The 26,093-nt window shown below is 60.3% G+C and carries 23 protein-coding genes; 11 read left to right on the forward strand and 12 right to left on the reverse strand.

Features of this window, described 5'->3' with window-relative positions:
* Positions 1–62: 62 nt before the first annotated feature.
* The 3 genes from alr to dadA all read right to left on the reverse strand — a co-directional run bounded on the left by alr (position 63) and on the right by dadA (position 2,895).
* On the reverse strand, positions 63–1,136 hold the full coding sequence (alr, locus tag ABQX22_RS07525) for an alanine racemase (protein WP_349798049.1): 1,074 nt from the start codon (positions 1,134–1,136) through the stop codon (positions 63–65).
* Between the two features lie 132 nt (positions 1,137–1,268).
* Complete coding sequence (locus ABQX22_RS07530; RefSeq protein ID WP_349798051.1) at positions 1,269–1,622, reverse strand: RidA family protein; 354 nt, start codon at positions 1,620–1,622, stop codon at positions 1,269–1,271.
* The gene (gene dadA / locus ABQX22_RS07535; RefSeq protein WP_349798053.1) at positions 1,594–2,895 is read right to left on the reverse strand and encodes a D-amino acid dehydrogenase; all 1,302 of its coding nucleotides are present in this window, start codon (positions 2,893–2,895) and stop codon (positions 1,594–1,596) included. Before dadA ends, ABQX22_RS07530 begins: the two co-directional genes overlap by 29 nt.
* A 155-nt stretch (positions 2,896–3,050) precedes the next feature.
* Here dadA and dadR point away from each other — a divergent pair, with 155 nt between their 5' ends.
* Positions 3,051–3,539: a transcriptional regulator DadR gene (gene dadR / locus ABQX22_RS07540; protein WP_349798055.1), complete on the forward strand. Its 489-nt coding sequence runs from the start codon at positions 3,051–3,053 to the stop codon at positions 3,537–3,539.
* A 20-nt stretch (positions 3,540–3,559) separates the two neighbouring features.
* On the opposite strand, the gene ABQX22_RS07545 is transcribed toward dadR, so the two are convergent.
* The gene (locus ABQX22_RS07545) at positions 3,560–3,913 is read right to left on the reverse strand and encodes a YkgJ family cysteine cluster protein (protein WP_349798057.1); all 354 of its coding nucleotides are present in this window, start codon (positions 3,911–3,913) and stop codon (positions 3,560–3,562) included.
* Between the two features lie 142 nt (positions 3,914–4,055).
* On the opposite strand from ABQX22_RS07545, the gene ABQX22_RS07550 reads away from it, so the two are divergent.
* On the forward strand, positions 4,056–5,363 hold the full coding sequence (locus ABQX22_RS07550) for an NAD(P)/FAD-dependent oxidoreductase (RefSeq protein ID WP_349798059.1): 1,308 nt from the start codon (positions 4,056–4,058) through the stop codon (positions 5,361–5,363).
* 103 nt (positions 5,364–5,466) lie between these two features.
* Here ABQX22_RS07550 and ABQX22_RS07555 read toward each other — a convergent pair whose 3' ends face one another.
* A complete protein-coding gene (locus ABQX22_RS07555; RefSeq protein ID WP_349798061.1) occupies positions 5,467–5,700 on the reverse strand; it encodes a DUF1127 domain-containing protein in 234 nt (77 codons plus the stop codon).
* Between the two features lie 173 nt (positions 5,701–5,873).
* Between ABQX22_RS07555 and ABQX22_RS07560 the strand changes: the two genes are divergently transcribed.
* Positions 5,874–7,295 carry an aminotransferase-like domain-containing protein gene (locus ABQX22_RS07560; RefSeq protein WP_349798063.1) on the forward strand — a complete coding sequence of 474 codons (1,422 nt, stop codon included), beginning with the start codon at positions 5,874–5,876 and terminating at the stop codon, positions 7,293–7,295.
* A 66-nt stretch (positions 7,296–7,361) separates the two neighbouring features.
* Positions 7,362–8,942: a phospholipase D family protein gene (locus ABQX22_RS07565; protein ID WP_349798065.1), complete on the forward strand. Its 1,581-nt coding sequence runs from the start codon at positions 7,362–7,364 to the stop codon at positions 8,940–8,942.
* Here the strand turns inward: ABQX22_RS07565 and ABQX22_RS07570 are convergent.
* Entirely contained in the window at positions 8,939–10,084 is a 1,146-nt protein-coding gene (locus ABQX22_RS07570) for an MFS transporter (protein ID WP_349798067.1), read from the reverse strand. The two genes, ABQX22_RS07565 and ABQX22_RS07570, sit on opposite strands and share 4 nt — an antisense overlap.
* 204 nt (positions 10,085–10,288) lie before the next feature.
* Positions 10,289–11,782: an aldehyde dehydrogenase gene (locus ABQX22_RS07575; RefSeq protein WP_349798069.1), complete on the reverse strand. Its 1,494-nt coding sequence runs from the start codon at positions 11,780–11,782 to the stop codon at positions 10,289–10,291.
* Positions 11,783–12,039: 257 nt separating this feature from the next.
* On the opposite strand from ABQX22_RS07575, the gene ABQX22_RS07580 reads away from it, so the two are divergent.
* A complete protein-coding gene (locus ABQX22_RS07580; protein ID WP_349798071.1) occupies positions 12,040–12,402 on the forward strand; it encodes a cupin domain-containing protein in 363 nt (120 codons plus the stop codon).
* Positions 12,403–12,461: 59 nt separating this feature from the next.
* On the opposite strand, the gene rpmG is transcribed toward ABQX22_RS07580, so the two are convergent.
* Together rpmG and rpmB are read right to left on the reverse strand one after the other, a co-directional pair.
* Positions 12,462–12,617 (reverse strand): 50S ribosomal protein L33, encoded by a 156-nt coding sequence (rpmG, locus tag ABQX22_RS07585; protein ID WP_219063048.1) that lies wholly within the window; start codon positions 12,615–12,617, stop codon positions 12,462–12,464.
* A gap of 11 nt (positions 12,618–12,628) precedes the next feature.
* Positions 12,629–12,865 (reverse strand): 50S ribosomal protein L28, encoded by a 237-nt coding sequence (rpmB, locus tag ABQX22_RS07590; RefSeq protein WP_349798074.1) that lies wholly within the window; start codon positions 12,863–12,865, stop codon positions 12,629–12,631.
* A 365-nt stretch (positions 12,866–13,230) separates the two neighbouring features.
* Here rpmB and ABQX22_RS07595 point away from each other — a divergent pair, with 365 nt between their 5' ends.
* Entirely contained in the window at positions 13,231–14,820 is a 1,590-nt protein-coding gene (locus ABQX22_RS07595; protein WP_349798076.1) for an ABC transporter substrate-binding protein, read from the forward strand.
* A gap of 197 nt (positions 14,821–15,017) precedes the next feature.
* On the opposite strand, the gene radC is transcribed toward ABQX22_RS07595, so the two are convergent.
* On the reverse strand, positions 15,018–15,692 hold the full coding sequence (gene radC / locus ABQX22_RS07600; RefSeq protein ID WP_349798078.1) for a RadC family protein: 675 nt from the start codon (positions 15,690–15,692) through the stop codon (positions 15,018–15,020).
* Positions 15,693–15,826: 134 nt separating this feature from the next.
* Here radC and coaBC point away from each other — a divergent pair, with 134 nt between their 5' ends.
* From coaBC to ABQX22_RS07625, 5 genes are all read left to right on the forward strand, one after another.
* Positions 15,827–17,035 (forward strand): bifunctional phosphopantothenoylcysteine decarboxylase/phosphopantothenate--cysteine ligase CoaBC, encoded by a 1,209-nt coding sequence (gene coaBC / locus ABQX22_RS07605; RefSeq protein WP_349798080.1) that lies wholly within the window; start codon positions 15,827–15,829, stop codon positions 17,033–17,035.
* A gap of 6 nt (positions 17,036–17,041) precedes the next feature.
* Positions 17,042–17,497 carry a dUTP diphosphatase gene (gene dut / locus ABQX22_RS07610; protein ID WP_349798081.1) on the forward strand — a complete coding sequence of 152 codons (456 nt, stop codon included), beginning with the start codon at positions 17,042–17,044 and terminating at the stop codon, positions 17,495–17,497.
* 1,274 nt (positions 17,498–18,771) lie between these two features.
* Positions 18,772–20,169 carry a phosphomannomutase/phosphoglucomutase gene (locus ABQX22_RS07615; RefSeq protein ID WP_349798156.1) on the forward strand — a complete coding sequence of 466 codons (1,398 nt, stop codon included), beginning with the start codon at positions 18,772–18,774 and terminating at the stop codon, positions 20,167–20,169.
* 24 nt (positions 20,170–20,193) lie between these two features.
* Entirely contained in the window at positions 20,194–21,099 is a 906-nt protein-coding gene (argB, locus tag ABQX22_RS07620) for an acetylglutamate kinase (protein WP_349798083.1), read from the forward strand.
* Positions 21,100–21,276: 177 nt separating this feature from the next.
* Complete coding sequence (locus tag ABQX22_RS07625; RefSeq protein WP_349798085.1) at positions 21,277–24,759, forward strand: ParB/RepB/Spo0J family partition protein; 3,483 nt, start codon at positions 21,277–21,279, stop codon at positions 24,757–24,759.
* A gap of 15 nt (positions 24,760–24,774) precedes the next feature.
* On the opposite strand, the gene ABQX22_RS07630 is transcribed toward ABQX22_RS07625, so the two are convergent.
* Together ABQX22_RS07630 and pyrE are read right to left on the reverse strand one after the other, a co-directional pair.
* Positions 24,775–25,371, reverse strand: coding sequence for a hypothetical protein (locus ABQX22_RS07630; RefSeq protein ID WP_349798087.1), 597 nt, complete (start codon positions 25,369–25,371; stop codon positions 24,775–24,777).
* Between the two features lie 21 nt (positions 25,372–25,392).
* Positions 25,393–26,034 carry an orotate phosphoribosyltransferase gene (gene pyrE, locus ABQX22_RS07635; RefSeq protein ID WP_349798088.1) on the reverse strand — a complete coding sequence of 214 codons (642 nt, stop codon included), beginning with the start codon at positions 26,032–26,034 and terminating at the stop codon, positions 25,393–25,395.
* Positions 26,035–26,093: the final 59 nt, after the last annotated feature.

Below are 26,093 nucleotides of genomic sequence, written 5' to 3' on the forward strand. Positions count from 1 at the left end.
GAGGGGACTGGCGGCCAGAAACGGCCGCTCACGGACAGGAAAGGACTGCGTCGGCGTGACCGTCAGGCCTCTGAATAGAGCCGGGGCACGCGACGCAGGTTGCAGAAGATCTGATAAGGGATCATCCCGGCGCTGGCGGCGACGTCACTGGCCAGCACGTTTTTGCCCCACAGCTCGACACGGCTGCCGAGCCCGGCCTGCGGCAGCCCGGACAGGTCGACGCAGAGCATGTCCATGGACACGCGCCCCAGCAGTTGACTGCGCTGGCCATCGATCATGACCGGCGTGCCGGTCGGCGCCTGGCGCGGGTAGCCGTCGGCATACCCCAAGGCCACGACGCCAATGCGCATGGTTCGGTCGCTCACGAATGTGCCGCCGTAACCCACCGGCTCGCCCGCGGGCAGCTCGCGCACAGAGATGACTTTCGACTCCAGGGTCATCACCGGTTGCAAGCGGTCGGCAACGGCCTGCGGCTGATCGAACGGGGTTGAGCCGTACATCATGATCCCCGGACGGACCCAATCGCTGGGGATGTTCGGCCAGGCCATGGTGGCCGGCGAGTTGCGCAGGCTGACCTCGGCGTTCAGGCCCTGACGCGCGGCTTGGAAAATCGCGACTTGCTCATCACAGCGGCTGCTGTTCAGTTCATCGGCGCGAGCGAAGTGGCTCATCAGCACGATCTTAGCCACTTTGCCGCTGGCCATCAGCCGCTGATAGGCCGCTTGATAGTCGTCGGGATGCAGGCCGACGCGGTGCATGCCGGAATCCAGCTTGAGCCACACATTCAGCGGCTTGCCGACGCTGGTGCGTTCGATAGCCTCCAGTTGCCACAACGCGTGCACGACGCACCAAAAGTCGTGTTCGACAATCAGCGCCAGCTCGTCAGCCTCGAAAAAGCCTTCCAGCAGCAGGATCGGCGCGGTGATTCCGGCCTGACGCAATTCCAGCGCCTCTTCGATGCAGGCCACCGCGAAACCATCCGCCTCGGCCTCCAGCGCCTGTGCTACGCGCACGGCTCCGTGGCCATACGCGTCGGCCTTGATCACCGCAAGGGCCTTGGCGCCGGTGGTGGATCGGGCCAGTTGGTAGTTGTGGCGCAAGGCCTGGAGATCGATTAAAGCGCGGGCTGGACGCATGGTGGGCTTCTAGGCAAAGGGCATTAGAGCTGTAGGAGCGCGCTTGCCCGCGATGGCGCCATGGCAGTCGACGGCAGTGTGGCTGACCCACCGCCATCGCGGGCAAGCGCGCTCCTACAGGGTATATGTGGCTTACGGCATCGCCGCCACAACCGTCATTTCAACCAGAATCTCCGGCTCGCACAGCTTGGACTCCACCGTGGCGCGGGCCGGGGCGAGGCCTCTTGGCAGCCACTTGTCCCACACGTTGTTCATGCCGGCGAAGTGGGCGTCGATGTCTTTCAGGTAGATGGTCACCGACAGAATGCGGCTCTTGTCGGTGCCCGCCAGGTCCAGCAGACGCTCGATATTGTTCAGGGTCTCGCGGGTCTGCTGCTCGATGTCCGCCGCCAGGTTGTCAGCCACTTGGCCAGCAAGGTAAACGGTGCCGTTGTGCGCGACGATCTGGCTGAGTCGTTCATTGGTGAGCTGGCGCTGGATTGACATTTTTTGCGATCTCCTTGGTGCTGCCATAACGAGAAATATCGAGGCCGGCGGCGCTGATCTGAGGCTTTTTGCGGGCGATCAGATCGGCCAGCAAGCGTCCGGAACCGCAGGCCATGGTCCATCCAAGCGTACCGTGGCCGGTATTGAGAAACAGGTTGCGATAAGGCGTTGCACCGACGATCGGCGTGCCGTCCGGCGTGGTCGGACGCAGCCCGGCCCAGAAACTGGCCTGGGCCAGGTCGCCGCCCCGAGGATAAAGGTCGTTGACGATCATCTCCAGCGTTTCGCGGCGGCGTGGGTTAAGCGAGAGATCAAAGCCTGCGATCTCGGCCATTCCGCCCACCCGAATACGGTTGTCGAAACGGGTGATCGCCACTTTGTAGGTTTCGTCGAGAATGGTCGAAGCCGGTGCCATGGCCGGGTCAGTGATCGGCACCGTCAGTGAATAACCCTTGAGCGGGTACACCGGCGCCTTGATGCCCAGCGGCTTGAGCAATTGCGGTGAGTAGCTGCCCAGCGCCAGCACGTAGCGGTCAGCCGTTTCGAGTTTGCCGTTGACCCACACGCCATTGATGCGGTCGCCGGCAAAGTCGATGGATTCGATGGATTGCCCGAAGCGGAATTCGACCCCCAGGCCAACCGCCATTTCCGCCAGCCGCGTGGTAAACAGCTGACAGTCGCCGGTCTGGTCGTTGGGCAGACGCAGGGCGCCGGCGAGGATATTGCTGACACTGCCCAGTGCCGGTTCGACACGGGCGATGCCGTCGCGGTCGAGCAGCTCATACGGCACGCCGGCTTGTTCCAGCACGGCGATGTCTTTGGCGGCGTTGTCGAGTTGTGCCTGCGTGCGGAACAGCTGCGTGGTCCCCAGGCAACGGCCTTCGTAGGCAATCCCGGTCTCGGCACGCAACTCGTCGAGGCAGTCGCGGCTGTATTCAGACAGGCGCACCATGCGTTCTTTGTTGACGGCATAGCGATTGGCCGTGCAGTTGCGCAGCATTTGCGCCATCCACAGGTATTGGTCGATGTCGGCCGTGGCCTTGATCGCCAGCGGCGCATGGCGCTGAAGCAGCCATTTGATGGCTTTGAGCGGCACACCCGGTGCGGCCCATGGTGATGCATAGCCCGGCGATACCTGGCCTGCATTGGCGAAACTGGTTTCCATCGCAGCGGCTGGCTGACGATCAATGACCGTCACTTCAAAGCCTTCACGTGCCAGGTAATAAGCACTGGTCGTACCGATCACGCCACTTCCAAGGACCAGAACGCGCATGTAGATCACCTCATCGCGGATATCCGCTGACGTTTGAGAGTTTCAAGCAAGGATGTGGGCAGTATAAAAAGCTAACGGCAGTGCTTTTCACTATATAAGTGCCTATATTCGGCTTTAATTCCCGACAACGACGTCTTTCGCAGAGGGGCTTTTTTATGCGTACACAGCATCAGTCCAAGCGCGAGCTGGACAAGATCGATCGCAACATCCTGCGCATCCTCCAGAGCGACGGCAGAATCTCCTTTACGGAGCTCGGCGAGCGCGTGGGTTTGTCCACCACGCCGTGCACGGAACGCGTCCGCAGGCTGGAGCGCGAAGGCATCATCATGGGTTATAACGCCCGCCTTAATCCGCAGAGCCTCAAGGCTAGCCTGCTGGTGTTCGTGGAGATCAGTCTGGATTACAAATCGGGGGACACTTTCGAGGAATTCCGCCGAGCGGTGCTCAAACTGCCCCACGTGCTGGAGTGTCACCTGGTGTCCGGCGATTTCGATTATCTGGTCAAGGCGCGGATTTCCGAGATGGCGTCTTACCGGAAACTGCTGGGGGACATCCTGCTCAAACTGCCCCATGTGCGGGAGTCCAAGAGCTACATCGTGATGGAAGAGGTGAAAGAGAGCTTGAGCTTGCCGATTCCGGAGTGAAGCCGCAGAGGTTTGCCCCGTTAAACCAACACCTGCCGGGTCGTCGCGATGTACTCGTGGACCTGCGCTTCCACCCGAGGGTGAATCAGCTCCTCAGGCCGGCGGCCATTGGGGCATGGCAGTGTCCTGGTGGTGCCGAACAGACGACAGATCAGCGGCCGCTCCTCATACACCGTGCAGCCGTTGGGCCCCAGATGCACGCAGTTGAGCTCGTCCATGGCGGCCTCTTGTTCGGCGGCGGTCTTGCGTGGCAAGCGGGCCATTTCTTCGGATGAAGTCGTCACGGGGCCGCAGCAATCATGACAGCCGGGCACGCACGCGAAGGAGGGAATCTGTCGGCGCAGGTCGCGGATTTTCTGGCTGTTGCAGCTCATGGCGTCATTACCGAAAGAAGATGGCGAGAGTTTCCCTCATCTGGACGCGATGCGACACCCGCCCGGTGTCGCAGCTTGCCCGTCGCCTGACACGCGGCTACCCTCCGTAAAATTTTTTAAACACAGTCCCGGGATAAACCACATGAACGCCCGCGTTCAGCGCCCTATCGATCAGCACGCCGCTTCCTACTACGCCGCCAGCAGCCACCCGCAGCCCGACCACCCCGCGTTGGCGGGTGATGTGACGGTGGATGTCTGCGTGGTGGGCGGCGGATTTTCAGGGCTGAACACGGCAATCGAACTGGCCGAGCGCGGTTTGAGCGTTGTGTTGCTGGAGGCCAGGAAGATTGGCTGGGGTGCCAGCGGCCGTAACGGCGGGCAGTTGATCCGTGGCGTCGGCCATCATGTCGAGCGATTCAAGGACGTCATCGGCGATGAAGGCGTTCGCCAGCTCAAGCTCATGGGGCTCGAAGCGGTGGACATCGTTCGCCAGCGCGTCGCCCGCTATGCCATCGATTGCGACCTGACCTGGGGCTATTGCGATCTGGCGAACAAACCACGGGAACTGGCCGGTTTCGCCGAAGATGCCGAAGAGTTGCGCAGCCTGGGTTACAGCCACTCGCTGCAGATGCTGAGCAAGGACGAAATGCCCAGCGTCATTGGCTCGGACCAGTATGTCGGCGGCATGATCGACATGGGCTCCGGGCACCTGCACCCGCTCAACCTGGCCCTGGGCGAAGCGGCCGTGGCGAAATCCCTGGGCGTACAGCTGTTCGAGCACTCACCGGCGACCCGCATCGAATATGGCGCGCGAGTGACCGTGCATACCGCGAACGGCACAGTACGTGCGAACACACTGGTGCTGGGCTGCAATGCGTACCTCAACGACCTCGACCCGCTGCTCAGCTCGAAAGTATTGCCTGCGGGCAGTTACATCATCGCCACCGAGCCCTTGAGCGAAGAACAGGCGCATCAGCTGTTGCCGCGCAATACGGCGGTGTGTGACCAGCAAGTGGCCGTGGATTACTTCAGGCTGTCGGCTGATCGGCGGCTGCTGTTCGGCGGCGCGTGCCATTATTCCGGCCGCGATCCGCAAGACATCGCCGGCTACATGACGCCGAAGATGCTCAAGGTTTTCCCGCAACTGGCCGGTGTGAAGATCGACTACCAATGGGGCGGCATGATCGGTATCGGCGCCAACCGCCTGCCGCAGATCGGGCGATTAAAGACGCATCCCAACGTTTTCTATGCCCAGGCGTACGCAGGCCACGGACTTAATGCCACGCACCTGGCGGGGAAATTACTGGCCGAGGCCATCAGCGGTCAGCACAGCGGTGGCTTTGAGCTGTTCAATAGAGTCCCGCACATGACCTTCCCCGGCGGCAAGCATTTGCGCTCGCCGCTGTTGGCGTTGGGGATGTTGTGGCATCGGTTGAAGGAGTTGCGTTGACACCAAACCACTGTAGGAGCGCGCTTGCCCGCGATGCGATATCCCGGTGACGATTGCATTGCCTGATACACCGCAATCGCGGGCAAGCGCGCTCCTACAACGTTTATTCCCTCCAAAACGGCTTCATCCCTTCTTCCCGCGCCACTTCAGCCGTCAGCCCGATGTCTTTCAGCTGATCAGCGTTCAGGTTCAGCAACGCCCGACGTGTTGCTCGCCGATGCTGGAACAGACTCCAGCGGCCGAGGTTGTCCGGGTAGCTCACTTTTACCGAGCGAGCCTGCCCGTCCACCAATTCCTGGCTGTAAAGCGCTAACCGCACATCACTCAACCCGTTCATTTGCCTGTCCTCATCATGCGTTTGTGTGGCTTCATGATGAGCGCCGCCGCCAACCCAATACAGATTCAAAGAAAAGATATTATTTCCATACAGAACACCCACAGTTGACATTGAATGGTGTATTTTTGCGCCATCTGTATGGGTTACAACCTAGAATCAATCGGGAGGTCATCATGACCCTGTACGTCAATCTTGCCGACCTGCTCGGTACGCGCATTGAAAATGGCTTCTATCGCCCCGGCGACCGCTTGCCCTCGGTGCGGGCACTCAGCGTTGAACACGGCGTCAGCCTGAGCACGGTGCAGCAGGCGTATCGACTGCTGGAAGACAACGGCCTGGCCTCCCCGCGCCCCAAATCCGGTTATTTTGTGCCGCCCGGTCGCAAGTCCCCGGCCCTGCCGGCTGTAGGCCGCCCGGCACAACGACCCGTGGATATTTCTCAATGGGAGCAGGTGCTGGAACTGGCAAGCGCCACGCCCAATCCGGACGTCATTCAACTGGCCCGCGGCATGCCAGACATCACCAGCCCGACCCTGCGGCCGTTGACCCAGGCCCTGGGCAAGATCAGCCGCCGCATGGACATGCCGGGGCTGTATTACGACAACATCTACGGCACCCAGGCCCTGCGCATTCAGGTGGCGCGCCTGTTGCTGGATTCCGGCACCCAGGTCGGCCCGGATGATGTGGTCATCACCACCGGCGCCCAGGAAGCGCTGTCGGTGAGCATTCGCTCGGTCTGTCAGCCCGGCGATATTGTGGCTGTGGATTCCCCCAGTTTTCACGGCGCCATGCAGGCGCTCAAAGGCTTGGGCATGAAGGCCCTTGAGATCCCGACGGACCCGATCACCGGCATCAGCATCGAAGCGCTGGAACTGGCGCTGGAGCAATGGCCGATCAAGGCCATACAGTTGACGCCCAGTTGCAACAACCCGATGGGTTACATCATGCCGGAGGAGCGCAAACGCGCCCTGCTCACCCTGGCGCAGCGGTATGACGTGGCGATCATCGAAGACGATGTGTATGGCGACATTGCCTACACCTACCCCAGACCGCGCACGATCAAATCCTTCGATCAGGACGGACGCGTCCTGCTCTGCAGTTCATTTTCCAAGACACTCGCGCCGGGGCTGCGCGTCGGTTGGGTGGCGCCCGGCCGCTATCTGGATCGGGCGCTGCACATGAAATACATCAGCACCGGCTCTACCGCGACCCAGCCGCAGTTGGCGATTGCCGAGTTTCTCAAGGACGGTCATTACGAGCCACACATGCGCAGAATGCGCACGCAGTACCAGCGCAGTCGCGACCAGATGACCGATTGGGTCACCCGATATTTCCCTGAAAGCACCCGGGTCAGTCGTCCGCAAGGCGGCTTCATGCTGTGGGTCGAATTGCCGGAGGACTTCGATTCGCTGCGGCTCAATCGCGCGCTGCAGGGCCAGGGCGTACAGATCGCGGTGGGCAGCATTTTTTCTGCCTCCGGCAAGTACAGAAACTGCCTGCGCATGAACTTCGCTGCCAAGCCGACCCCTGCGATTGAAGACGCTGTGCGCAAGGTCGGTGCGGCGGTCTCTGCGCTGATGATTCAATCGGATTGACCAGTGGTTAACTTTTTGCCGCCGGATGCGGTCATATCGCCATGATGTAACTTCTGGATAACGCCGTTGACCTACAAATGGGCCACGCCCTACTTGCTGTTTTGTGCCCTCTGCGTCAGCGGTTGCGCCCATTCCCCGCCGCCCGGCGTGCCCACTCAGGCCCTGCCCGCGGCGGATTCTTCGTTCGGACGTTCGATCATGGCGCAGGCCGCGCCTCACGAAGGCCGCTCCGGTTTCCGCTTGTTGCCCAACAGCACCGAAGCGTTCATGGCCCGTGCCGAACTGATCCGTAACGCCAAGACCAGTCTGGACCTGCAGTACTACATCGTGCACGACGGCCTCAGCACTCGGGCGTTGGTCGACGAACTGCTCAAGGCCGCCGATCGCGGCGTGCGGGTGCGCATCCTTCTGGACGACACCACCAGCGATGGTCTGGATCAGGTCATTGCGACCCTCGCCGCGCACCCGAACATCCAGATTCGGCTGTTCAATCCGCTCAACCTGGGCCGCGGCACCGGCGCCACCCGAAGCCTGGGGCGCCTGTTCGACCTGTCACTGCAGCACCGACGCATGCACAATAAACTGTGGCTGGCCGACAGCGCGGTGGCCATCGTCGGCGGGCGCAATCTGGGCGATGAGTATTTTGACGCCGAACCCAACTTGAATTTCACGGACATCGACATGCTCAGCGTCGGTCCGGTGGCCGAGCAGTTGGGTCACAGCTTCGATCAGTACTGGAACAGCGCCCTGAGCAAACCCATCGATGACTTCGTGTACTGGCAACCCGATGCGCACGACCTTGCGCAAGCGCGCGTCCGCCTGGCCGAATCGCTGGAGCAGTCCCACGCACACAACAAGGCGCTGTACGAGCGGTTGATGGCCTACAAGGACCACCCGCGGATGAAGACCTGGCTCAACGAGCTGATTTGGGCCTACAACCAGGCCCTGTGGGACGCGCCGACCAAAGTCCTGTCCCAAGGCGAACCCGATCCCCATCTGCTGCTGACCACGCAACTGGCACCGGACCTGGTGGGCGTGCATCAGGAGCTGATGTTGATCTCGGCCTACTTCGTGCCGGGGCAGCAAGGGCTGGTGTATCTCACCGGGCTGTCGGACAAGGGCGTGTCGGTCAGCCTGCTGACCAACTCACTGGAAGCCACTGACGTGCCCGCCGTGCATGGCGGCTATGCGCCGTATCGCAAGGCGTTGCTGGCCCATGGCGTGAAACTGTTTGAACTGCGTCGCCAGCCGGGGGACACGGGGAACTCCGGCGGCAGCGGCCCCAAGTTCTTCAAGCACGGGTCGTTCACCGGGGGTTCGGATTCAAGCCTGCACAGCAAGGCGATGATCTTCGACCGACAGAAGGTCTTCGTCGGCTCGTTCAATTTCGACCCGCGCTCGGTGCTGTGGAACACCGAGGTCGGCGTGCTGGTGGACAGTCCGGAACTGACCCAATACCTGCGCGAACTGGCGCTGCAAGGCATGTCGCCCGCGATCAGCTATCAGGCCAGGCTGGAAAATGACCGCGTGGTCTGGGTCACCGAGGACAACGGCAAGCTGCACACGCTGTACAAGGAACCGGGCGACTGGTGGCGCCGGTTCAACGCCTGGTTCGCCACGACCGTCGGCCTTGAGCGCATGCTCTAGGCCGCCACCGGCTCAACGCCGAATGCACGCTGACGCTGCGACAGGATCACCAGCCCGAACGCGCCCGCCGCCATCAGCAAAGGCAGCGCTTGACCGCTGATCCACTGGCTGCCCGCCCCCGCCAGCAACGGACCCAGCAGGCAGCCGATCCCCCAGAGCTGCGCCACATGGGCATTGGCCCGGACCAGTGCATCGTCGCGATACCGCTCGCCGATCAGGATCAGCGACAGGGTAAACAACCCGCCGGCGCTGGCGCCGAACAGCACCCACAGCGGCCAGATCAGCCGCGTGTCCACCAGCAGCGGGATCAACATGCTCGCGACCATCAGCGCCAGCGCACAGCCGGAGAACAGCCGCCGCCGGGACACCCGGTCCGCCAGCGCACCAATGGGCAATTGCAGCAGCGCATCGCCCACTACCACGGTGCTGACCATCGCCAACGCGATTTCCGGGGTGAAACCCTGTTGCAGGCAATACACCGGCAGCAAGGTCAGGATCATCGCTTCGAACCCGGCGAATAGGGCAATGGCCCAGGCAATCGCCGGCAGGCGCGCGCAAAAGCCCCACAGATCATTGAGCGTCACATTGGCCGAGTGAGCGCTCGGGGCGCCGGTTCGGCCCAGTAGCAACAACGGCGAGGCAGCCAGCAGGGCGGTGCCCACCCAGAAACCATAATCGGCGTCAGTGCCCACGAATCCGAGGAGTATCGGGCCCGCCAACTGGCTCAAGGCGTAGCTGCTGCCATACAACGCCACCAGCTTGCCGCGCAGGCGCTCGATCACCAGTTGGTTGATCCAGCTTTCGCCGAGGATGAAGACGATGGTCAGGATGACGCCGAGCATCAACCGCAGCACCAGCCAGATCCAGTAATTGGGCAGCAGTGCGAGTAATCCGACCGAAGCCGACCCACCCCACAGGCAGAAGCGCATCAGTGCCGGCGTGCCCAGCCATGCCGCGAGCCGACTGGCCAGGCTGGCCCCCATCAACACGCCAATGGCCGGCATCGCCGCCATGACGCCGATGGCGAACGCGCCGTAGCCCCAGGCCTCAAGCCGCAGCGACACCAGCGGCATGCTGACGCCCAGTGCCAGACCGACACTCAGCACCGACGCCAGCACGGCGAAATACGTACCCCAACGCATTACAACGCTCCTGCGATTTCAAAAGGGAAAGACGAAACAGCCGGGTTTTCGTGGGAAAACCCGGCTGTTTTATATTCTGTCATTGTGATCTGTAGGAGCGCGCTTGCCTGCAATTGCGTCTGGTCCGGCACCCACAATGCTGAATGTGCCGTCCTCATCGCGGGCAAGCGCGCTCCTACAGTTCAACAGCTAAGGCGCCTTCTTTTACAACTTGATCCAGGTCGCTTTCAGCTCAGTGTATTTATCGAACGCATGCAGCGACTTGTCACGGCCATTGCCCGACTGCTTGAAGCCACCAAACGGCGCGGTCATGTCACCGCCGTCGTATTGATTGACCCACACACTGCCGGCACGCAACGCTTTGGCGGTCAGGTGCGCCTTGGACAGGTCCGCCGTCCATACCGCGGCAGCGAGGCCATACGGCGTGTCGTTGGCAATCTGGATCGCCTCTTCGGCGCTGTCGAAGGTCAACACCGACAATACCGGGCCGAAGATCTCTTCCTGGGCGATTTTCATGGCGTTGGTCACGCCGTCGAAAATCGTCGGCTCGACGTACGTGCCACCGGTTTCCTGCATGATCCGCTTACCGCCGGCGACCAGCTTGGCGCCGTCGGTGTGACCCGATTCGATGTACGACAGCACGGTGTTCATTTGCTGGGTATCGACCAGCGCGCCCACGTTGGTGGCCGGATCCAGCGGATTGCCGGGCTTCCAGGCTTTCAGGGCCTCGATCACCATCGGCAGGAAGGTGTCTTTGATCGACCGCTCTACCAGCAGCCGTGAGCCGGCAGTGCACACCTCGCCCTGGTTGAAGGCAATGGCGCTGGCAGCCGACTCGGCGGCAGCCTGTAGATCCGGTGCGTCAGCAAACACGATGTTTGGGCTTTTACCCCCGGCCTCAAGCCATACGCGCTTCATGTTCGACTCGCCCGAATACACCAGCAGCTGCTTGGCGATCTTGGTCGACCCGGTGAACACCACGGTGTCCACGTCCATGTGCAGCGCCAGCGCTTTGCCAACCGTGTGACCGTAACCTGGCAGCACGTTGAGCACGCCAGCCGGAATGCCCGCCTCAATCGCCAGTTGTGCGACGCGGATGGCGGTCAGTGGGGATTTTTCCGACGGTTTGAGAATGACCGAGTTACCGCTGGACAGCGCCGGGCCCAGTTTCCAGGAGGCCATCAGCAGCGGGAAATTCCACGGCACGATGGCGGCCACGACGCCGATAGGCTCGCGGGTGACCAGACCTAGCTGGTCGTGCGGGGTTGCCGCTACTTCGTCGTAAATCTTGTCGATGGCCTCGCCGCTCCAGCTCAACGCTTGCGCGGAGCCCGGAATGTCGATGCCGTAGGAGTCGCTGATCGGCTTGCCCATGTCGAGGGTTTCGAGCAAGGCCAATTCTTCGATGTTTTCTTTGATCAACGCCGCAAAACGCAACATCGCCGCCTTGCGCTTGACCGGGGCCAGACGTGACCAGATGCCCGAATTGAACGTGGCGCGTGCATTTTCAACCGCGCGTTGGGCGTCAGCGGCGTCGCAACTGGAGATGTGGGCCAGGAAGCGGCCATCGACCGGGCTGATGCAATCGAACGTGGCAGCGGATGCGGAGTGCGTGTACTCGCCGCTGATAAAGGCACGGCCTTCAATTTTCAGAGCCTGGGCGCGTTGTTCCCAGTCAGCATGAGTCAGGGTCGTCATGAAACATTCCTCCTCGTGTGAATTGGCGCGTCCGTAGGTTCGTGAACCGCGCTGCAGGACCCGCCGTTATGGTGTGCCGGTTCTGGCAAAGGCGATGGGTCACCCTAAACCAGCGTTCAGCGAATTTCCAATATATTGGACGGAACCTGCGGAAACGACGCCGTTTCGTGCATTTTATTCAACAGCCAAGTGCGGCACTATCGCCCGGCCAGCCTCTCCAACCCTTGCCCTCACCGCACTCCAGGAGCCAGATAAACATGAGCATCGAAAGCATCGTCGACTTCAGCGCCGTCAGCACCGAAGCGGAACGCTATCGGCCTGCGGCGGAGAAAATCCTCAAGGGTGATCCGCAGCAGACCCTCTATAACCACTACAACAGCCCTTGCGGACAGATGAGCGCAGGCGTTTGGGAAGGCGAGCCCGGACAGTGGAAAGTCAGCTACAGCGAGCATGAATACTGCGAGATCGTGCAGGGTGTGTCGGTATTACGAGACGAAGACGGCAACTCTAAAACCCTGCGCGCGGGCGATCGCTTCGTGATCCCGGCGGGGTTTGTGGGCACGTGGGAAGTGCTGGAAGCGTGCAGGAAGATATACGTCGTGTTTGAGCAAAAGACGTAAACGCCGCCCACAAAAAAGCCCGCATCGCTGCGGGCTTTTTCGTAAGACGCGAAAATCAATTACTTGATTTTGGCTTCTTTGTAGATCACATGCTTACGAGCAACCGGATCGAATTTTTTAATTTCGATTTTATCCGGAGTCGTGCGCTTGTTCTTGTCGGTGGTGTAGAAGTGGCCGGTGTTAGCGGACGACACCAAACGGATCAATTCACGCATGATTCTCTCCCTTAAACCTTAGCGCCATCACGGCGAATTTCGGCCAGAACGACAGTAATGCCACGCTTGTCGATGATGCGCATGCCTTTGGCAGATACGCGCAGACGTACAAAACGTTTCTCTTCTTCAACCCAGAAGCGGTGATGCTGCAGGTTTGGCAGGAAACGACGACGGGTTTTGTTGTTTGCGTGGGAAATGTTATTCCCAGTCACCGGACCCTTACCGGTAACTTGACAGACTCTCGACATGCCTCAGCCCTCTAAAACCACATGCCCAACCCGGCATGGGTTGGCCGCTTAATCTCTCAGTCATTTGGCGCCAGGCGCCGCGTTTCTTCAGGGGTCTTACCGGCCACACCTACGATGAAGGCAGCGGGCCCCTAGAAAAGAGCGCTGCTTTATACCAGAAACCCTCCGGTGCAACAACAACGATGACGCTTAAAGAACAGAATCCATAGGGTTTGCCACCTGACAGAGCCAGCTGCCAAGGCTGCGGCGCAAATATACCACTCGTCGCGCCAGAGTGATTGTCCTGCGTTCAAGCATGGTCTAGGGTTACTCCCTCACCAGACTGCGCCAGCAGATGGCCCCTACTGATCAGCAGGAACATCGCCATGCGTCTCGCTTTATTGCCTATTTTGCTCGCGCCCTTTCTCGCTCCACTGATGGCAAATGCTGCCTCGGCGCTGAGTGTCTGCACTGAGGCCAGTCCGGAAGGTTTCGATGTGGTCCAGTACAACTCGCTGACCACCACCAACGCCTCGGCCGACGTACTGATGAACCGATTGGTGGACTATGACGCCCAGACCCGCAAACTGGTGCCCAGCCTTGCGGAGAGCTGGACGGTCTGGCCCGACGGCTTGACGTACGACTTCAAGCTGCGCAGTGGTGTGAAATTTCACACCACCGATTACTTCAAACCCACCCGCACCCTGGATGCCAACGACGTAGTGTTGACCTTCCAGCGCATGCTGGACCCGGCCAATCCGTGGCACAACGTCGCAGTGCAGGGTTTCCCCCACGCCCAGTCGATGCAATTGCCCGCGCTGATCAAGAAGATCGAGGCGCCAGACGCCAACACCGTGCGCTTTACCCTCGACCACCCGGACGCAACGTTCCTCGCCACGCTGAGCATGGGGTTCGCGTCGATTTATTCGTCCGAATACATGGGCCAGTTGATGAAAGCCGGCACGCCGGAGAAGCTCAACAGCCAACCTATCGGCACCGGACCGTTTATTTTCAAGCGCTTTCAGAAAGACGCCGTGGTGCGTTACCAGGCTAACCCTGACTATTTCGCGGGCAAGCCTGGGGTCGACGCGCTGATTTACGCGATCACGCCGGATGCCAACGTTCGGCTGCAGCGCATCAAGCAGAACGAGTGTCAGGTGGCGCTTTCGCCCAAACCGCTGGACATTGCAGAGGCCAATAAAGACCCTGCACTGACTGTCGAAAAGACTGACGCGTTCATGACCGCGTTCCTTGCGATCAACAGCCAGCACCCGCCGTTGGACAAACCTGAAGTGCGGCAGGCCATCAACCTGGCGTTCGACAAAGCGACTTACCTCAAAGCGGTGTTCGAAGACTCGGCTAAAGCCGCGAACGGGCCTTTCCCTCCCAACACCTGGGGTTATGCCAGTGACCTGCCGGGCTACAAACTGGACATCGCCAAGGCCAAGCAACTGCTGGCCAAGGCCGGTTTGAAGGACGGTTTCAGCACCACCATCTGGACCCGACCCACCGGCAGCACGTTGAACCCCAACCCGAACCTCGGCGCACAACTGCTGCAGGCGGACCTGGCGAAAGTCGGGATCAAGGCCGAGATCAAAGTCATTGAGTGGGGTGAGTTGATTCGCCGCGCCAAGGTCGGCGAGCACGATCTGTTGTTCATGGGCTGGGCAGGCGATAACGGTGACCCGGATAATTTCCTGACGCCGCAGTTTTCCTGCGCGGCCGTACAGTCCGGCACTAACTTTGCGCGCTACTGCAATGCTGATCTGGACAAGCTGATCAGCGACGGCAAAACCACCAGCGACCAGGACAAACGCAGCAAGATCTATCAAAAGGCGCAAGCGCTGATCCAGCAGCAGGCATTGTGGCTGCCACTGGCTCACCCCACGGCCGCCGCCCTGACGCGCAAAAGCGTGACGGGGTATTCGGTCAGCCCGTTTGGTCGCCAGGACTTCTCCAAGGTGACCGTGAAGTAAACGCACTGTAGGCCCCGCAGCAAGTGGGGGTTGTGGCACGGAGCCTGTTCGCGATTCGATATTTGGCGCCTAAAATAGGCGGCGGTTGTAACGGCCTCATCGCGAGCAAGCGCCCTCCCACGGCGGGTCGCCAAACCGCTGACGTCGGCTGACAACTTTTCATCGCGGGCTAGCACGCTCCCACAGGTCCAAGCCCGTCACATCAAACCACTCTCTGCCATCGACAGTGGATCACCGTCGCCAATGATCAGGTGATCCAGCACCGAGACGTCGACCAGCGCCAAAGCAGCCTTCAGGCGATGCGTCAGCTCCAGGTCCTCCTTGCTGGCGTCGGTAATACCTGAGGGATGGTTGTGGCAAAGAATCAAACTGGCCGCGTTGTTTGCCAGCGCACGCTTGACCACCTGCCGGGGATAAACCTGCGCCGTGTTGATGGAGCCGTAAAACAGAATTTCGAACGTCAGCACCCTGTGCCGGTTGTCCAGAAACAGGCAGCCAAACACTTCGTGGGGCTCGTGCCTGAGCAGCGCCTTGAGGTAGTTGCGCACTTGAAGGGGGTTTTGCAGCGCCGAGTCGCGCTTGATCGACTCGGCCATGTGCCGACGCGCCATTTCCATGACCGCCTGCAGCTGGGCGTATTTCGCAGGCCCCAGCCCGAGCTCGCCGCTGAAGGTCACAAGGTTGGCATCCAGTAACGCACGCAAGCTGCCGAACTGACTGAGCAGGTGCCGGGACAGGTCCACCGCACTACGCCCGGCTACCCCCGTGCGCAGGAAAATGGCCAGTAATTCCGCGTCCGACAGGCTGCCGGCACCTCGCGCCAGCAGCTTTTCCCGCGGACGTTCCGCCGCAGGCCAATCACGAATACTCATAGCACCTCCATGTGTGTGGGCGCCGCTGTTCCCGTGCGGTCGCTGTGCTATCTTAGCCCATCTTTTTTACGCGTCGGTCTGGCCTGGGGAGGCGTCTTGATTGCCGCGTGTTAACTCGACCAAAAGGCAGGCCTATGCAGCGGCTGTATCGGAAACGCATCGTTCTCGGCGTGGGCGGTGGCATCGCGGCCTATAAAAGTGCCGAGCTGGTCCGCCGCTTGCGCGACCACGGTGCAGAAGTGCGGGTGGTCATGACCAAGGGCGGCGCTGAGTTCATCACGCCGCTGACCATGCAGGCCTTGTCCGGGCATCCGGTACACATGGATTTGCTCGACCCCGCAGCCGAAGCGGCGATGGGTCACATCGAGCTGGCGAAATGGGCCGACATGGTGCTGATCGCGCCAGGCACCGCTGACCTGCTGGCGCGTCTTGCCCAGGGCATCGCCAACGACTTGCTGACCACCGTCGTGCTGGCCACTGACGCCATCGTCGCCGTCGCGCCCGCCATGAACCAGGCCATGTGGCGCGACCCTTCCGTGCAGGCCAACATCCGATTGCTTGAAGAGCGTGGCCTGCGCATGTTCGGCCCTGCCAGCGGCAGCCAGGCGTGTGGCGACATCGGCTACGGCCGTATGCTCGAGCCTAACGACCTGGCGCTCTCGGCCGCAGACTGCTTCCAGCGTTTGGCGCTGACCGGAAAGCATGTGCTGATTACCGCCGGACCCACCCAGGAAAACATCGACCCGGTGCGCTACATCACCAATCACAGCTCCGGAAAGATGGGCTTCGCGCTGGCTGAAGCCGCTGCCGAAGCCGGCGCGCGGGTCACGCTGATCACCGGCCCGGTCCATTTGCACACCCCGGATCGGGTATCGCGTATCGATGTGGTCAGCGCCCGGGACATGCTGGCAGCCTGCGAGGCGGCGATGCCCTGCGACCTGTTCATCGCGTCTGCGGCCGTTGCGGACTACCGCCCTGAAGTCGTCGCACCTCAAAAATTAAAGAAAGATCCCACGAACGGAGACGGCTTGCTGCTGCAGATGGTGCGCAACCCGGACATCCTCGCGACGATTGCTCAACGCAATGACCGCCCTTTCAGCGTGGGCTTTGCGGCTGAGACAGAACACCTGCTCGATTACGCGGCACGCAAACTCAAGGACAAGAACCTTGACCTGATCGTGGCCAATGACGTCGCCAACCCCAGCATTGGCTTCAACAGTGAGGAAAACGCCTGCAGCGTGATCGACCGGGCGCTGCACGAAACGCTTTTCACCCAAACCAGCAAGGCCAAGATCGCCCGCCAGCTGGTGACCTTTATCGCCGAACGAATGAACCAGGTTTAATCACGCATGCATGCTCTACAAGCCAAGATTCTCGATCCCCGCATTGGAAACGAATTCCCACTCCCCGCTTACGCCACTCCGGGTTCTGCCGGCCTCGACCTGCGCGCCATGCTCAAAGAGGACACCGTTCTGGAGCCTGGCCAGACGTTGCTGATCCCCACCGGCCTGTCGATCTACATCGGCAATCCCGGGCTTGCCGCTTTGATTCTGCCGCGCTCCGGGCTTGGCCATAAGCACGGCATCGTGCTGGGCAATCTGGTCGGCCTGATTGACTCTGACTACCAGGGCGAATTGATGGTGTCGTGCTGGAACCGTGGTCAGACCGCCTTCAAGATCGCCATCGGCGAGCGCCTTGCCCAGCTGGTGCTGGTGCCCGTGGTACAAGCTCACTTCGAACTGGTTGAAACGTTCGATGAGAGTCAGCGCGGCGCCGGGGGCTTTGGGCATTCAGGCAGTCACTGATCCTGCTGCCTGACCCGCGATTCGCAGCACACGAGGATTGTCAGGGTCCTCGATCCGCCGAGCAGCAACTTAATTCGATTCAGGACCGTTGAGCAGGGAGAGTTCAGGTGAAAGGCATCAAGCGCACCGCGAAGGCATTCGCTCGTACGGACAGCACGGACGTTCCGGTCAAGGATTCCAATCTGAGCGTGTCCACACCCGGCCTGATACCTGCGGTCATCGGCCTGATTGCCGCCGCCATTCTGGTGTGGCTGGGCCTGCTGAGTCAGCCGCAGCAGCAGGACCAACTGGCGCAGGCCTGGGGCAGCGCGCAAGCCAGCGCGGTCAACAAGGCCCTGCAACAGATTGGCGCCGACACCCAGGCGGCGGCCCGGGACGGCGCGCTGGCTCAAGCCCTGCAAAGCAATGATTCGGGCGCTATCGCCAGCGCTCAAACTCAGCTGCAGTTCCGCAATGGTGTGATCGGTTCACGCTTGAGCCCGCCTGGCTTCAATGACGTCGACAATCAAGGCGCCCTGCCCGTCAGCTTCGCTACGCTGGACATGCTGAACAAGGCCGCCAAAGGCACCTCGCCTGCACCCGAAGCGCGAAAAGTCGGGGACGCCTGGCTGATCTACAGCGCCGCGCCCTTGAGGACAGCGGCCAATGCGCCGGTTGCGGGTACGCTTTTGCTCGTCTACTCGGCGCAACGCCTGCTCGATGCCCTGCCGACCATGCCAGATGACGCGGGACAGATCGTCCTGAGCCAGCAATTCGGCACAAGCGCTGCGCAGCCTTTCCTCACCCGCGGGCAAGGCGACGGCAGCTCAGCGCAGAGCTTTGACACCGGCTACGCCAACTGGAAACTGCAATTCACCCCCGGCCCCGCACTGCACAGCTCGCCTGCGTACTGGATGCTGGCCGTAGCTGCGCTGGTCGCGCTGGGTGGCGTTTTATTGGGTCTGTATCTGAACGAAAGCGCGCTGAAACGCCGGGTCGCCGCTGACGCCCGACAACTGGATCAGCTCATACACGAACTCTCCGGAGGAAAAGCCGTCAAATCCTTCGGTTTAAGCTTGCCTGCCCTGAACGGACTTGCCCAAAGCCTTGCCAGATTCTCGCAACGCAATCAGCCAGTAACATCCGCTGGTTCTACTACAAGCAGTGATACGCCATCGCCAACCGACGCCTTCAGCGCCGAACGGACCGATCTGCTGTTTCAAGACACCGACATTCTCGACATCGACATTCTCGACGAAAACCTGGACTTCCTGAGATCGGAGCATCCTCACGCCATGAACAGCACAGCCTCAACAGCCCCTCAATTTCCCGACAGCATCTTCCGCGCGTACGACATTCGCGGTGTAGTCGGGGACACGCTCAGCGCTGAAACCGCTTACTGGATAGGCCGCGCCATCGGCTCCCAAAGCATCGAGCAGGGCGAACCGCACGTCTCCGTCGGCCGTGACGGCCGCCTTTCCGGGCCGGAGCTGGTTCAACAACTGATTCAAGGCCTGCACGATGCGGGCTGTCACGTCAGCGACGTAGGCCTTGTGCCAACCCCCGCGCTTTACTACGCCGCCAACGTGCTGGCAGGTAAAACCGGCGTGATGCTGACCGGTAGCCACAACCCGAAAGACTACAACGGGTTCAAGATCGTCATCGCAGGCGACACGCTCGCCAACGAGCAGATCCAGGCCCTGCACGACCGTATTAAAACCAACAATCTGCCCGAGGCAAAAGGCAGTATCGTTCAGGTCAATATCCTTGAACGCTACTTCGCCCAGATCAAGGACGACATCGTCCTGGCCCGCAAACTCAAGGTCGTGGTGGATTGCGGCAACGGCGCTGCAGGCGTCATCGCCCCACAACTGATCGAAGCGCTGGGCTGCGAAGTCATTTCGCTGTTCTCTGAAGTCGACGGTAACTTCCCCAACCACCACCCGGATCCGGGCAAGCTGGAAAACCTTCAGGACCTGATCGCCAAGGTCAATGAGACCGGCGCCGATCTGGGCTTGGCCTTCGATGGCGACGGTGACCGCGTGGGCGTTGTGACCAACAAGGGCAACGTGGTTTACCCCGACCGTTTGCTGATGCTGTTCGCCCTGGACGTGCTGAAGCGCAACCCGGGTGCCGACATCATCTTCGACGTCAAATGCACCCGCCGCCTGACGCCGCTGATCAGCCAACATGGCGGTCGTCCGGTCATGTGGAAGACCGGCCATTCCTTGATCAAAAAGGAAATGAAGAAAAGCGGTGCGCTGCTGGCTGGCGAGATGAGCGGCCACATCTTCTTCAAGGAGCGCTGGTTCGGCTTCGACGACGGCATCTACAGCGCGGCCCGCCTGCTGGAAATCCTCAGCCAGGAATCCCAGAGCGCCGAAGACCTGTTCGAGACCTTCCCCAACGACATCTCGACGCCTGAAATCAACATCAAGGTCACCGACGTCACCAAGTTCACAATCATCGAAGCGCTGGAAAAAGACGCACAGTGGGGCGATGCCAAGCTGACCACCATTGATGGCGTGCGCGTGGACTATCCGAAAGGCTGGGGCCTGGTACGCGCTTCCAACACCACCCCCGTGCTGGTATTGCGCTTCGAAGCTGAAACCGAAGAAGAGCTGCAGCGCATCAAGGACGTGTTCCATGCTGAGCTGAAAAAAGTTGCACCGGATCTCGAACTTCCTTTTTGATCAACCTTTTTGAGTGGAGCCCAAATGACCCTCGAACGTGATGCCGCCACCAATGCCGCCAAGGTCCTTTCCGAAGCCTTGCCTTACATCCGACGGTTTGTCGGCAAGACATTGGTCATCAAATACGGCGGCAACGCCATGGAGAGCGAGGAGCTGAAAACCGGCTTCGCGCGCGACATCGTGTTAATGAAAGCTGTAGGCATCAACCCGGTGGTGGTGCACGGCGGGGGTCCGCAAATCGGTGATCTGCTCAAACGCTTGTCGATCGAGAGCCACTTCATCGATGGCATGCGCGTCACTGACGCCCAGACCATGGATGTGGTGGAAATGGTGCTGGGCGGCCAGGTCAACAAGGAGATCGTCAATCTGATCAACCGTCACGGCGGCAGCGCCATCGGCCTGACCGGCAAGGACGCCAACCTGATCCGGGCCCGGCGTCTGACTGTGACGCGCCAGACGCCTGAGATGACCAAGCCGGAAATCATCGACATCGGCCAGGTCGGTGAAGTGGTCGGCATCAACACCGACCTGCTGAACATGCTGGTCAAAGGCGATTTCATTCCGGTCATTGCGCCTATCGGCGTAGGCGCCGACGGTGAGTCCTACAACATCAACGCCGACCTGGTCGCGGGCAAAGTCGCCGAGGCCCTGAAAGCCGAGAAGCTGATGCTCCTGACCAATATCGCCGGGCTTATGGACAAGAATGGCGAGGTCCTGACCGGGCTCACGACGGAACAGGTCAATGGGCTGATCGCCGACGGCACGATCTACGGCGGCATGCTGCCGAAGATCAAATGCGCGCTGGAGGCCGTTCAGGGTGGGGTGACAACGTCGCACATCATTGACGGCCGCGTACCGAACGCAGTGTTGCTCGAGATCTTCACCGACACCGGCGTAGGCACCTTGATCAGCAATCGCAAGCGTCACTGATCGCAGCCACATGACCAAGGCCTCGTCCGCTTAACGGACGGGGCCTTTTTTTGGGCATTTTTCAGGATTGCCCACGGAGCGTTCGGACCCTTCCCACCTCAGGTTTCGACATCAATGACAGTCGCTCCGCTGCGCTTCGTGCAACGTGGATTCTCGATTAAAACTTGAGAATTTCTGATGTCGTTGCCCACTACCCACTCACCGCAGCCCCAGGCTACGGAAGACGCCCTGGACTTTCTTCTTCCGGGCACCCCGCCAGACCTTCCCGCGCCGATAGCGCCCGAACGGCTGGATTCCTTTGTCTCGTCGCAATCCCTGACGGACCAAGCCGTACTTGAAGGTGTAGGCCCTTTCGACGGCGTGCATGACATTGAAGGTCTGTTCTTCATTAAGCTCGACGGCCGTGTGTTTGAAGTGCAGTTCGATCCCGATAAATTCCGCTATAACATCGTCTCGCCGCATTCAATTGAGCAACATAACGGCACAAGCCAATCTGGCGAGCACGCCTCTAGGCCGGTGCTCAGTGATTGGCATCCGCAGTATCAGGCAGACAGTAAAGAGTGGGTGCTGCTGCCGGCTTCGCAGCACTCTGACGCTGACGCCAGCGAAGCTGACCGGACTCGTTTCACGATACTGCCTTACCGGGTGGACGGCCTGTTGAGGCGCGAGGACCTGGACACTGTCGTGAGCACGGTCGAGCGGTTTTTACTGCGGCGCGTCATCGCACAATCAGAGGCTGTCGCGCCGGCTCGGACCCTCCTGTCATTGCTGGCATCACCGCACCTGACGGCTCTGGCCGTGTCGCCCGGCAATGCGGGGCCGAGCAGAAAAACGCTGGATGACACCCTGGACGCCATGCTCACTTCTACAATTGCCGATCAGTTGGCCGAGGAGCTTCTGTGGGCGCTTGAATGGTACGGCGGTGAGGATGGCGAGATCACCGATCCCGCGATTCGGCAACAACTGGTCTGGGCAGCCCTCATGCTGGAGCTGGACCCGCCTGGGCGGCAGCAGGAAGGCCACGTCGCCGATTGCGACCTGCAAGGCCCTGACAATTGGGGACTGACGTATCCCCAACGCCGCGCGCGACTCATGGCAGCGGTGTCGTCAAAAACAGATATCCCGGAGATGGCGTTGCACATCCTGGGGCCGGCCATCCCCGACTTCATGGTTCATGACGTCGATGAAGACATGCAGTACGGCTCCGCGCCTTGGGTGAATTTCGCTCACGGCGTCGCCCTGGCGAATACGCTTCAACCTGGGTCGCTAATGACGCTGACGTTCGATGAGTTGATCGAACTGCCGTTGAAACTTGGCAAACGCGCCGCTGATGATGAGCTGAAACTTATCGCCGCCATGCGAGCGCTGCCATGCGTCATCTGGGCCCGCGCTCATGGGATTTTACAACCCGCCGCTGGGAGCAGTGGATCGCCGACGGAACTGCAAATCGCTACCCGAGCGCTGGACAACCACCTGACGCAGGCGACCAAGGCAGTGGAAGATGTGACACGTGAGGCACCGGATCGCAGCAAGATAGCGTACAAAAAGCTGCAAGCGCTATTTGGGGTCAACTACGCGCAGTTCCTGCAGTACAAAGACATGCATGGTGCGTCCCTTTGGAAACAGATTTATATCACGCTCAAAAATCCGTCCCCACAAAAGTCCGTTGGTCCGTTTCTGCTGATCGACGTTTTCTCCGCAGGAAAAATGATCAATGGGATGGACGAATACCAACCCTTTGCTTCACTTCATGAACAGGAGGAGGCCAATCAGAAATTCAGCATCATCGCGAACATGTTAAGAGGCATAGACATACCCGCGATGTTTGAGGCCGCGTTTGACACCTACGAGGCTAAGGCGAAGTCGGGCTACGCCTTTCTCATCGAAAACCTGCTGTCGAGACTGCCCCGGAGCGATAGAAAAGCGCTGCAAAATGGTCGGGTCAGTATCCACACGCTACGCATTTGGACGGGCAAGCTGGCGGGCTCGGAAAAGGAGCAGCACCGGGTTCAAAAGCGAGGTCGATTCGGTTTCATCATCGAGTGCCAACACCTGGGAGATACTTTTTTCTACGAGATGTTCCCCATTCTCGGACTGTTCGTGCGTCACGCTAAACTGGCGATTCCTACAACTCGCCCCGCGGAGTACCCATCAATTTTGCCCTCCGCGCTTAAGATAACGGCAGGCACTCAGGTGGCAATCGACTGGAGCGCCTATCAAACATTGGCAGTCCCGCGACCTGCCCAGAGCTCGCTGGTCATCAGTGAAAAAATTCTTGATTTTGCCTCACCTGGCGCTCCGGGCGAAGCGGAGCCAGTTCTGCTGACGTCGATTCGCTTAAAGCACATTGCGTTTGCCGTGGCCAACGAACACGTATTCTTCAATCCGCAAGACAGTCGCGAGCGTCACCGCCAACGAACGTATTCCGAAGTGATTGAAGCGACCTATCCACTGGTACTACGTGCCCTCGAACCACTTGTGCCTGGTTTGGCCTGTACCAATGCGATAATGACCAACGAGACGCCTTTGGCCATCTGCGCATTAGAGGGCGTGCCCCTTATCGGACCGGCGTTCAAGTTTTTGCGAGGGGCGGTGCAGATAACGATCAAGACGGGTCAATTGGCAATACTCGGGGCGCTGCCGAAATTCGGGGCGCTGACGAACTCGGCCTTGCTTTACGGGCGTGTGCGTTACGGACCAACACTCCTCGTTTCCGCGCTGCCAGCCTTCGGCAGCGGCTTGATCACCCGAACCTTGGGCGCTGGGGCCATAGGCGTGCAAGCGCTCCACACGCTTGCCACTCGAATGAAAAGGTACGTAAACAGCGTCGCCGGCAGGGCCAGTGGCTACAACCTCATCGCCAGCATTCCTTCTGTGTCAGCGCCCGGGGCATGGCGCCCGCTTGGTGCATTCGATGCGCTGGGACAGGTGAACGGCTTGACGCACGTTCCTTTTCGCACAATCCCGAGGCAGTCGTCCGGCACGGGTAGCGCTCATTACCTGATCACGCCCGGCACTGGGTTGCCCTTCGGCCCCCGCCTGGTTCAGAAAAGCTCCTTCACTCCACCGCGGCGTATCAACGGCCAGCCGGGCTATGCGTTGTCTGGGCGAGGCGCAATGGCCAGTCCGATAACCAGTTCCAACAGCGGGAAAATGGGTGAGGCCATTGAAGCTACGGCCGATGTTGGCGCGGTTCTGGAAAAGCATGGCATCGCCGCAGATGCCGGTCAGCTTGAGACGATTGAGATGTGGCTGAAAGAGGGCGCGCCCGTATTCCTTTACGAAACAAGCACTGGCCGCAAGAGCCTTGTCCTGCACGTGGTAGACGAAAAGATTTTTCAGGATTTGTTCACGGACGCGAAGGTGTACTTCTCTCGGCACTACAACCATCAGACCCTTGGGACCTGGAAGGTGCCGCCAGCTATTGAGGAGCAGATCAGACAGGTGAAGCTCGACGAACTGCTCGCCGGGCGCAGCCATTTATCCTCGGACCGACTGTCCAACGTGCGCGAGGCCATTATGGAAGGTCAACACTTGCCGCCGATCAAGGTGCGACCGCCCTCTCACGGGCTCTACTCGGTGGTTGATGGTAATCACCGACTGGAAGTTGCACGAAACCTGGGGCTCGAGACCGTGCCTGTTCAGATAGTGGATGCGTAGGCCGTTCGCCGGCAACTACTGCCCAACGAGCTTTTGCAACCGGGCACGGTCCTTGGCAAAGGCTGCATCGGCCTGCTGTCGCGCCGTTTGATAGCGCACGATATCGTCGTTCAGGTTTTTCTGCTGATCGCGCAGGTCGTCCATCTGGTCCAGCAAAGCCTTGGGCACTTGCCGCCCCGCACGCTCTTGATCAGCCGCCTGCCCCTGAAGCGTGGACTGCTGAAGCGCCAGGGCCTGGAGGTTACCTCGGGCCACGGCGATCAAGGCGTCGAGCTCGGCAAGGCGGCGCGTTCTGGCGCGATCGATGTCGGGGACACTGCTGTAGAGATGCGTGAGTTGGGCATCGGCGTCGGCCTGCAATTTCGCCGCCTGTGCCTGACGAATTTCATCGGCGGTCGGCGCAGGTGGAATCACCTGAATCACCCGGCCACGCTGATTCAAGACCTCATAGCCCTTGCCCACGTATTCTGGCGGCACACCTTGCGTGTCCAGCACGGTCACGCCACGACCGTCAACGTAGCGATACAGCACGACGGTCGGGCTATCAGCGGCCTGTAGCGTTGCGATATTGCCCAGCGAAAGACAAAAAACGACTGCGCCCAGCTTGAGCATAAAACGACATCCTCTGGCGGCTCAGATGCCGTACTGAGCCCGGTATGCTTCAACGGCGGGCAAATGCTGCTTGAGTTGCGGATTGTCGGCCAGGTATTCGAGCACCTGATCAAGCGACACGATGCTGACCACGGCCATGCCGAAGTCACGCTCGACCTCTTGAATGGCCGACAGCTCACCGTTTCCGCGCTCTTGGCGATTCAAGGCAATCAACACCCCGGCGGCTGTGGCGCCGTGGTGATTGATGATCTGCATGACCTCACGAATCGCCGTACCGGCAGTGATCACATCATCGATGATCAGCACATTGCCTTCCAGCGCAGCGCCAACGAGGCTGCCACCTTCACCGTGATCCTTGGCTTCCTTGCGGTTGAAACACCACGGCAAGTCGCGATCATGATGTTCGGCCAATGCCACGGCTGTCGCGGCCGCCAAGGGAATACCCTTGTACGCCGGCCCAAACAGGACGTCGAAGGAAATACCACTTTCAACCACAGCCGACGCATAGAAGCGACCCAGCTGCGCCAGGGCCGAACCGCTGTTGAAAAGACCGGCATTGAAGAAGTAAGGACTGGTGCGTCCAGACTTTAACGTGAACGCACCGAAACGCAGAACCCCACGTTCGATGGCAAAACGAATGAAATCGCGTTGATACGCCTGCATGAAAAAAGCCCCGAATACCACGGATTTAGCTAATTAGGTAGAGCTCGGGTATCATACAC

The organism is Xanthomonas sp. WHRI 1810A (assembly GCF_040202885.1).
Lineage (GTDB): Bacteria > Pseudomonadota > Gammaproteobacteria > Pseudomonadales > Pseudomonadaceae > Aquipseudomonas.

Bases quoted from the DNA above. Each gene is read 5' to 3' on its own strand.
- alr (WP_349798049.1), bottom strand. From the start codon at position 1,136: ATGCGTCCAGCCCGCGCTTTAATCGATCTCCAGGCCTTGCGCCACAAC.
- ABQX22_RS07530 (WP_349798051.1), bottom strand. From the start codon at position 1,622: ATGTCAATCCAGCGCCAGCTCACCAATGAACGACTCAGCCAGATCGTC.
- dadA (WP_349798053.1), bottom strand. From the start codon at position 2,895: ATGCGCGTTCTGGTCCTTGGAAGTGGCGTGATCGGTACGACCAGTGCT.
- dadR (WP_349798055.1), top strand. From the start codon at position 3,051: ATGCGTACACAGCATCAGTCCAAGCGCGAGCTGGACAAGATCGATCGC.
- ABQX22_RS07545 (WP_349798057.1), bottom strand. From the start codon at position 3,913: ATGAGCTGCAACAGCCAGAAAATCCGCGACCTGCGCCGACAGATTCCC.
- ABQX22_RS07550 (WP_349798059.1), top strand. From the start codon at position 4,056: ATGAACGCCCGCGTTCAGCGCCCTATCGATCAGCACGCCGCTTCCTAC.
- ABQX22_RS07555 (WP_349798061.1), bottom strand. From the start codon at position 5,700: ATGAACGGGTTGAGTGATGTGCGGTTAGCGCTTTACAGCCAGGAATTG.
- ABQX22_RS07560 (WP_349798063.1), top strand. From the start codon at position 5,874: ATGACCCTGTACGTCAATCTTGCCGACCTGCTCGGTACGCGCATTGAA.
- ABQX22_RS07570 (WP_349798067.1), bottom strand. From the start codon at position 10,084: ATGCGTTGGGGTACGTATTTCGCCGTGCTGGCGTCGGTGCTGAGTGTC.
- ABQX22_RS07575 (WP_349798069.1), bottom strand. From the start codon at position 11,782: ATGACGACCCTGACTCATGCTGACTGGGAACAACGCGCCCAGGCTCTG.
- ABQX22_RS07580 (WP_349798071.1), top strand. From the start codon at position 12,040: ATGAGCATCGAAAGCATCGTCGACTTCAGCGCCGTCAGCACCGAAGCG.
- rpmG (WP_219063048.1), bottom strand. From the start codon at position 12,617: ATGCGTGAATTGATCCGTTTGGTGTCGTCCGCTAACACCGGCCACTTC.
- rpmB (WP_349798074.1), bottom strand. From the start codon at position 12,865: ATGTCGAGAGTCTGTCAAGTTACCGGTAAGGGTCCGGTGACTGGGAAT.
- ABQX22_RS07595 (WP_349798076.1), top strand. From the start codon at position 13,231: ATGCGTCTCGCTTTATTGCCTATTTTGCTCGCGCCCTTTCTCGCTCCA.
- radC (WP_349798078.1), bottom strand. From the start codon at position 15,692: ATGAGTATTCGTGATTGGCCTGCGGCGGAACGTCCGCGGGAAAAGCTG.
- coaBC (WP_349798080.1), top strand. From the start codon at position 15,827: ATGCAGCGGCTGTATCGGAAACGCATCGTTCTCGGCGTGGGCGGTGGC.
- dut (WP_349798081.1), top strand. From the start codon at position 17,042: ATGCATGCTCTACAAGCCAAGATTCTCGATCCCCGCATTGGAAACGAA.
- ABQX22_RS07615 (WP_349798156.1), top strand. From the start codon at position 18,772: ATGAACAGCACAGCCTCAACAGCCCCTCAATTTCCCGACAGCATCTTC.
- argB (WP_349798083.1), top strand. From the start codon at position 20,194: ATGACCCTCGAACGTGATGCCGCCACCAATGCCGCCAAGGTCCTTTCC.
- ABQX22_RS07625 (WP_349798085.1), top strand. From the start codon at position 21,277: ATGTCGTTGCCCACTACCCACTCACCGCAGCCCCAGGCTACGGAAGAC.
- ABQX22_RS07630 (WP_349798087.1), bottom strand. From the start codon at position 25,371: ATGCTCAAGCTGGGCGCAGTCGTTTTTTGTCTTTCGCTGGGCAATATC.
- pyrE (WP_349798088.1), bottom strand. From the start codon at position 26,034: ATGCAGGCGTATCAACGCGATTTCATTCGTTTTGCCATCGAACGTGGG.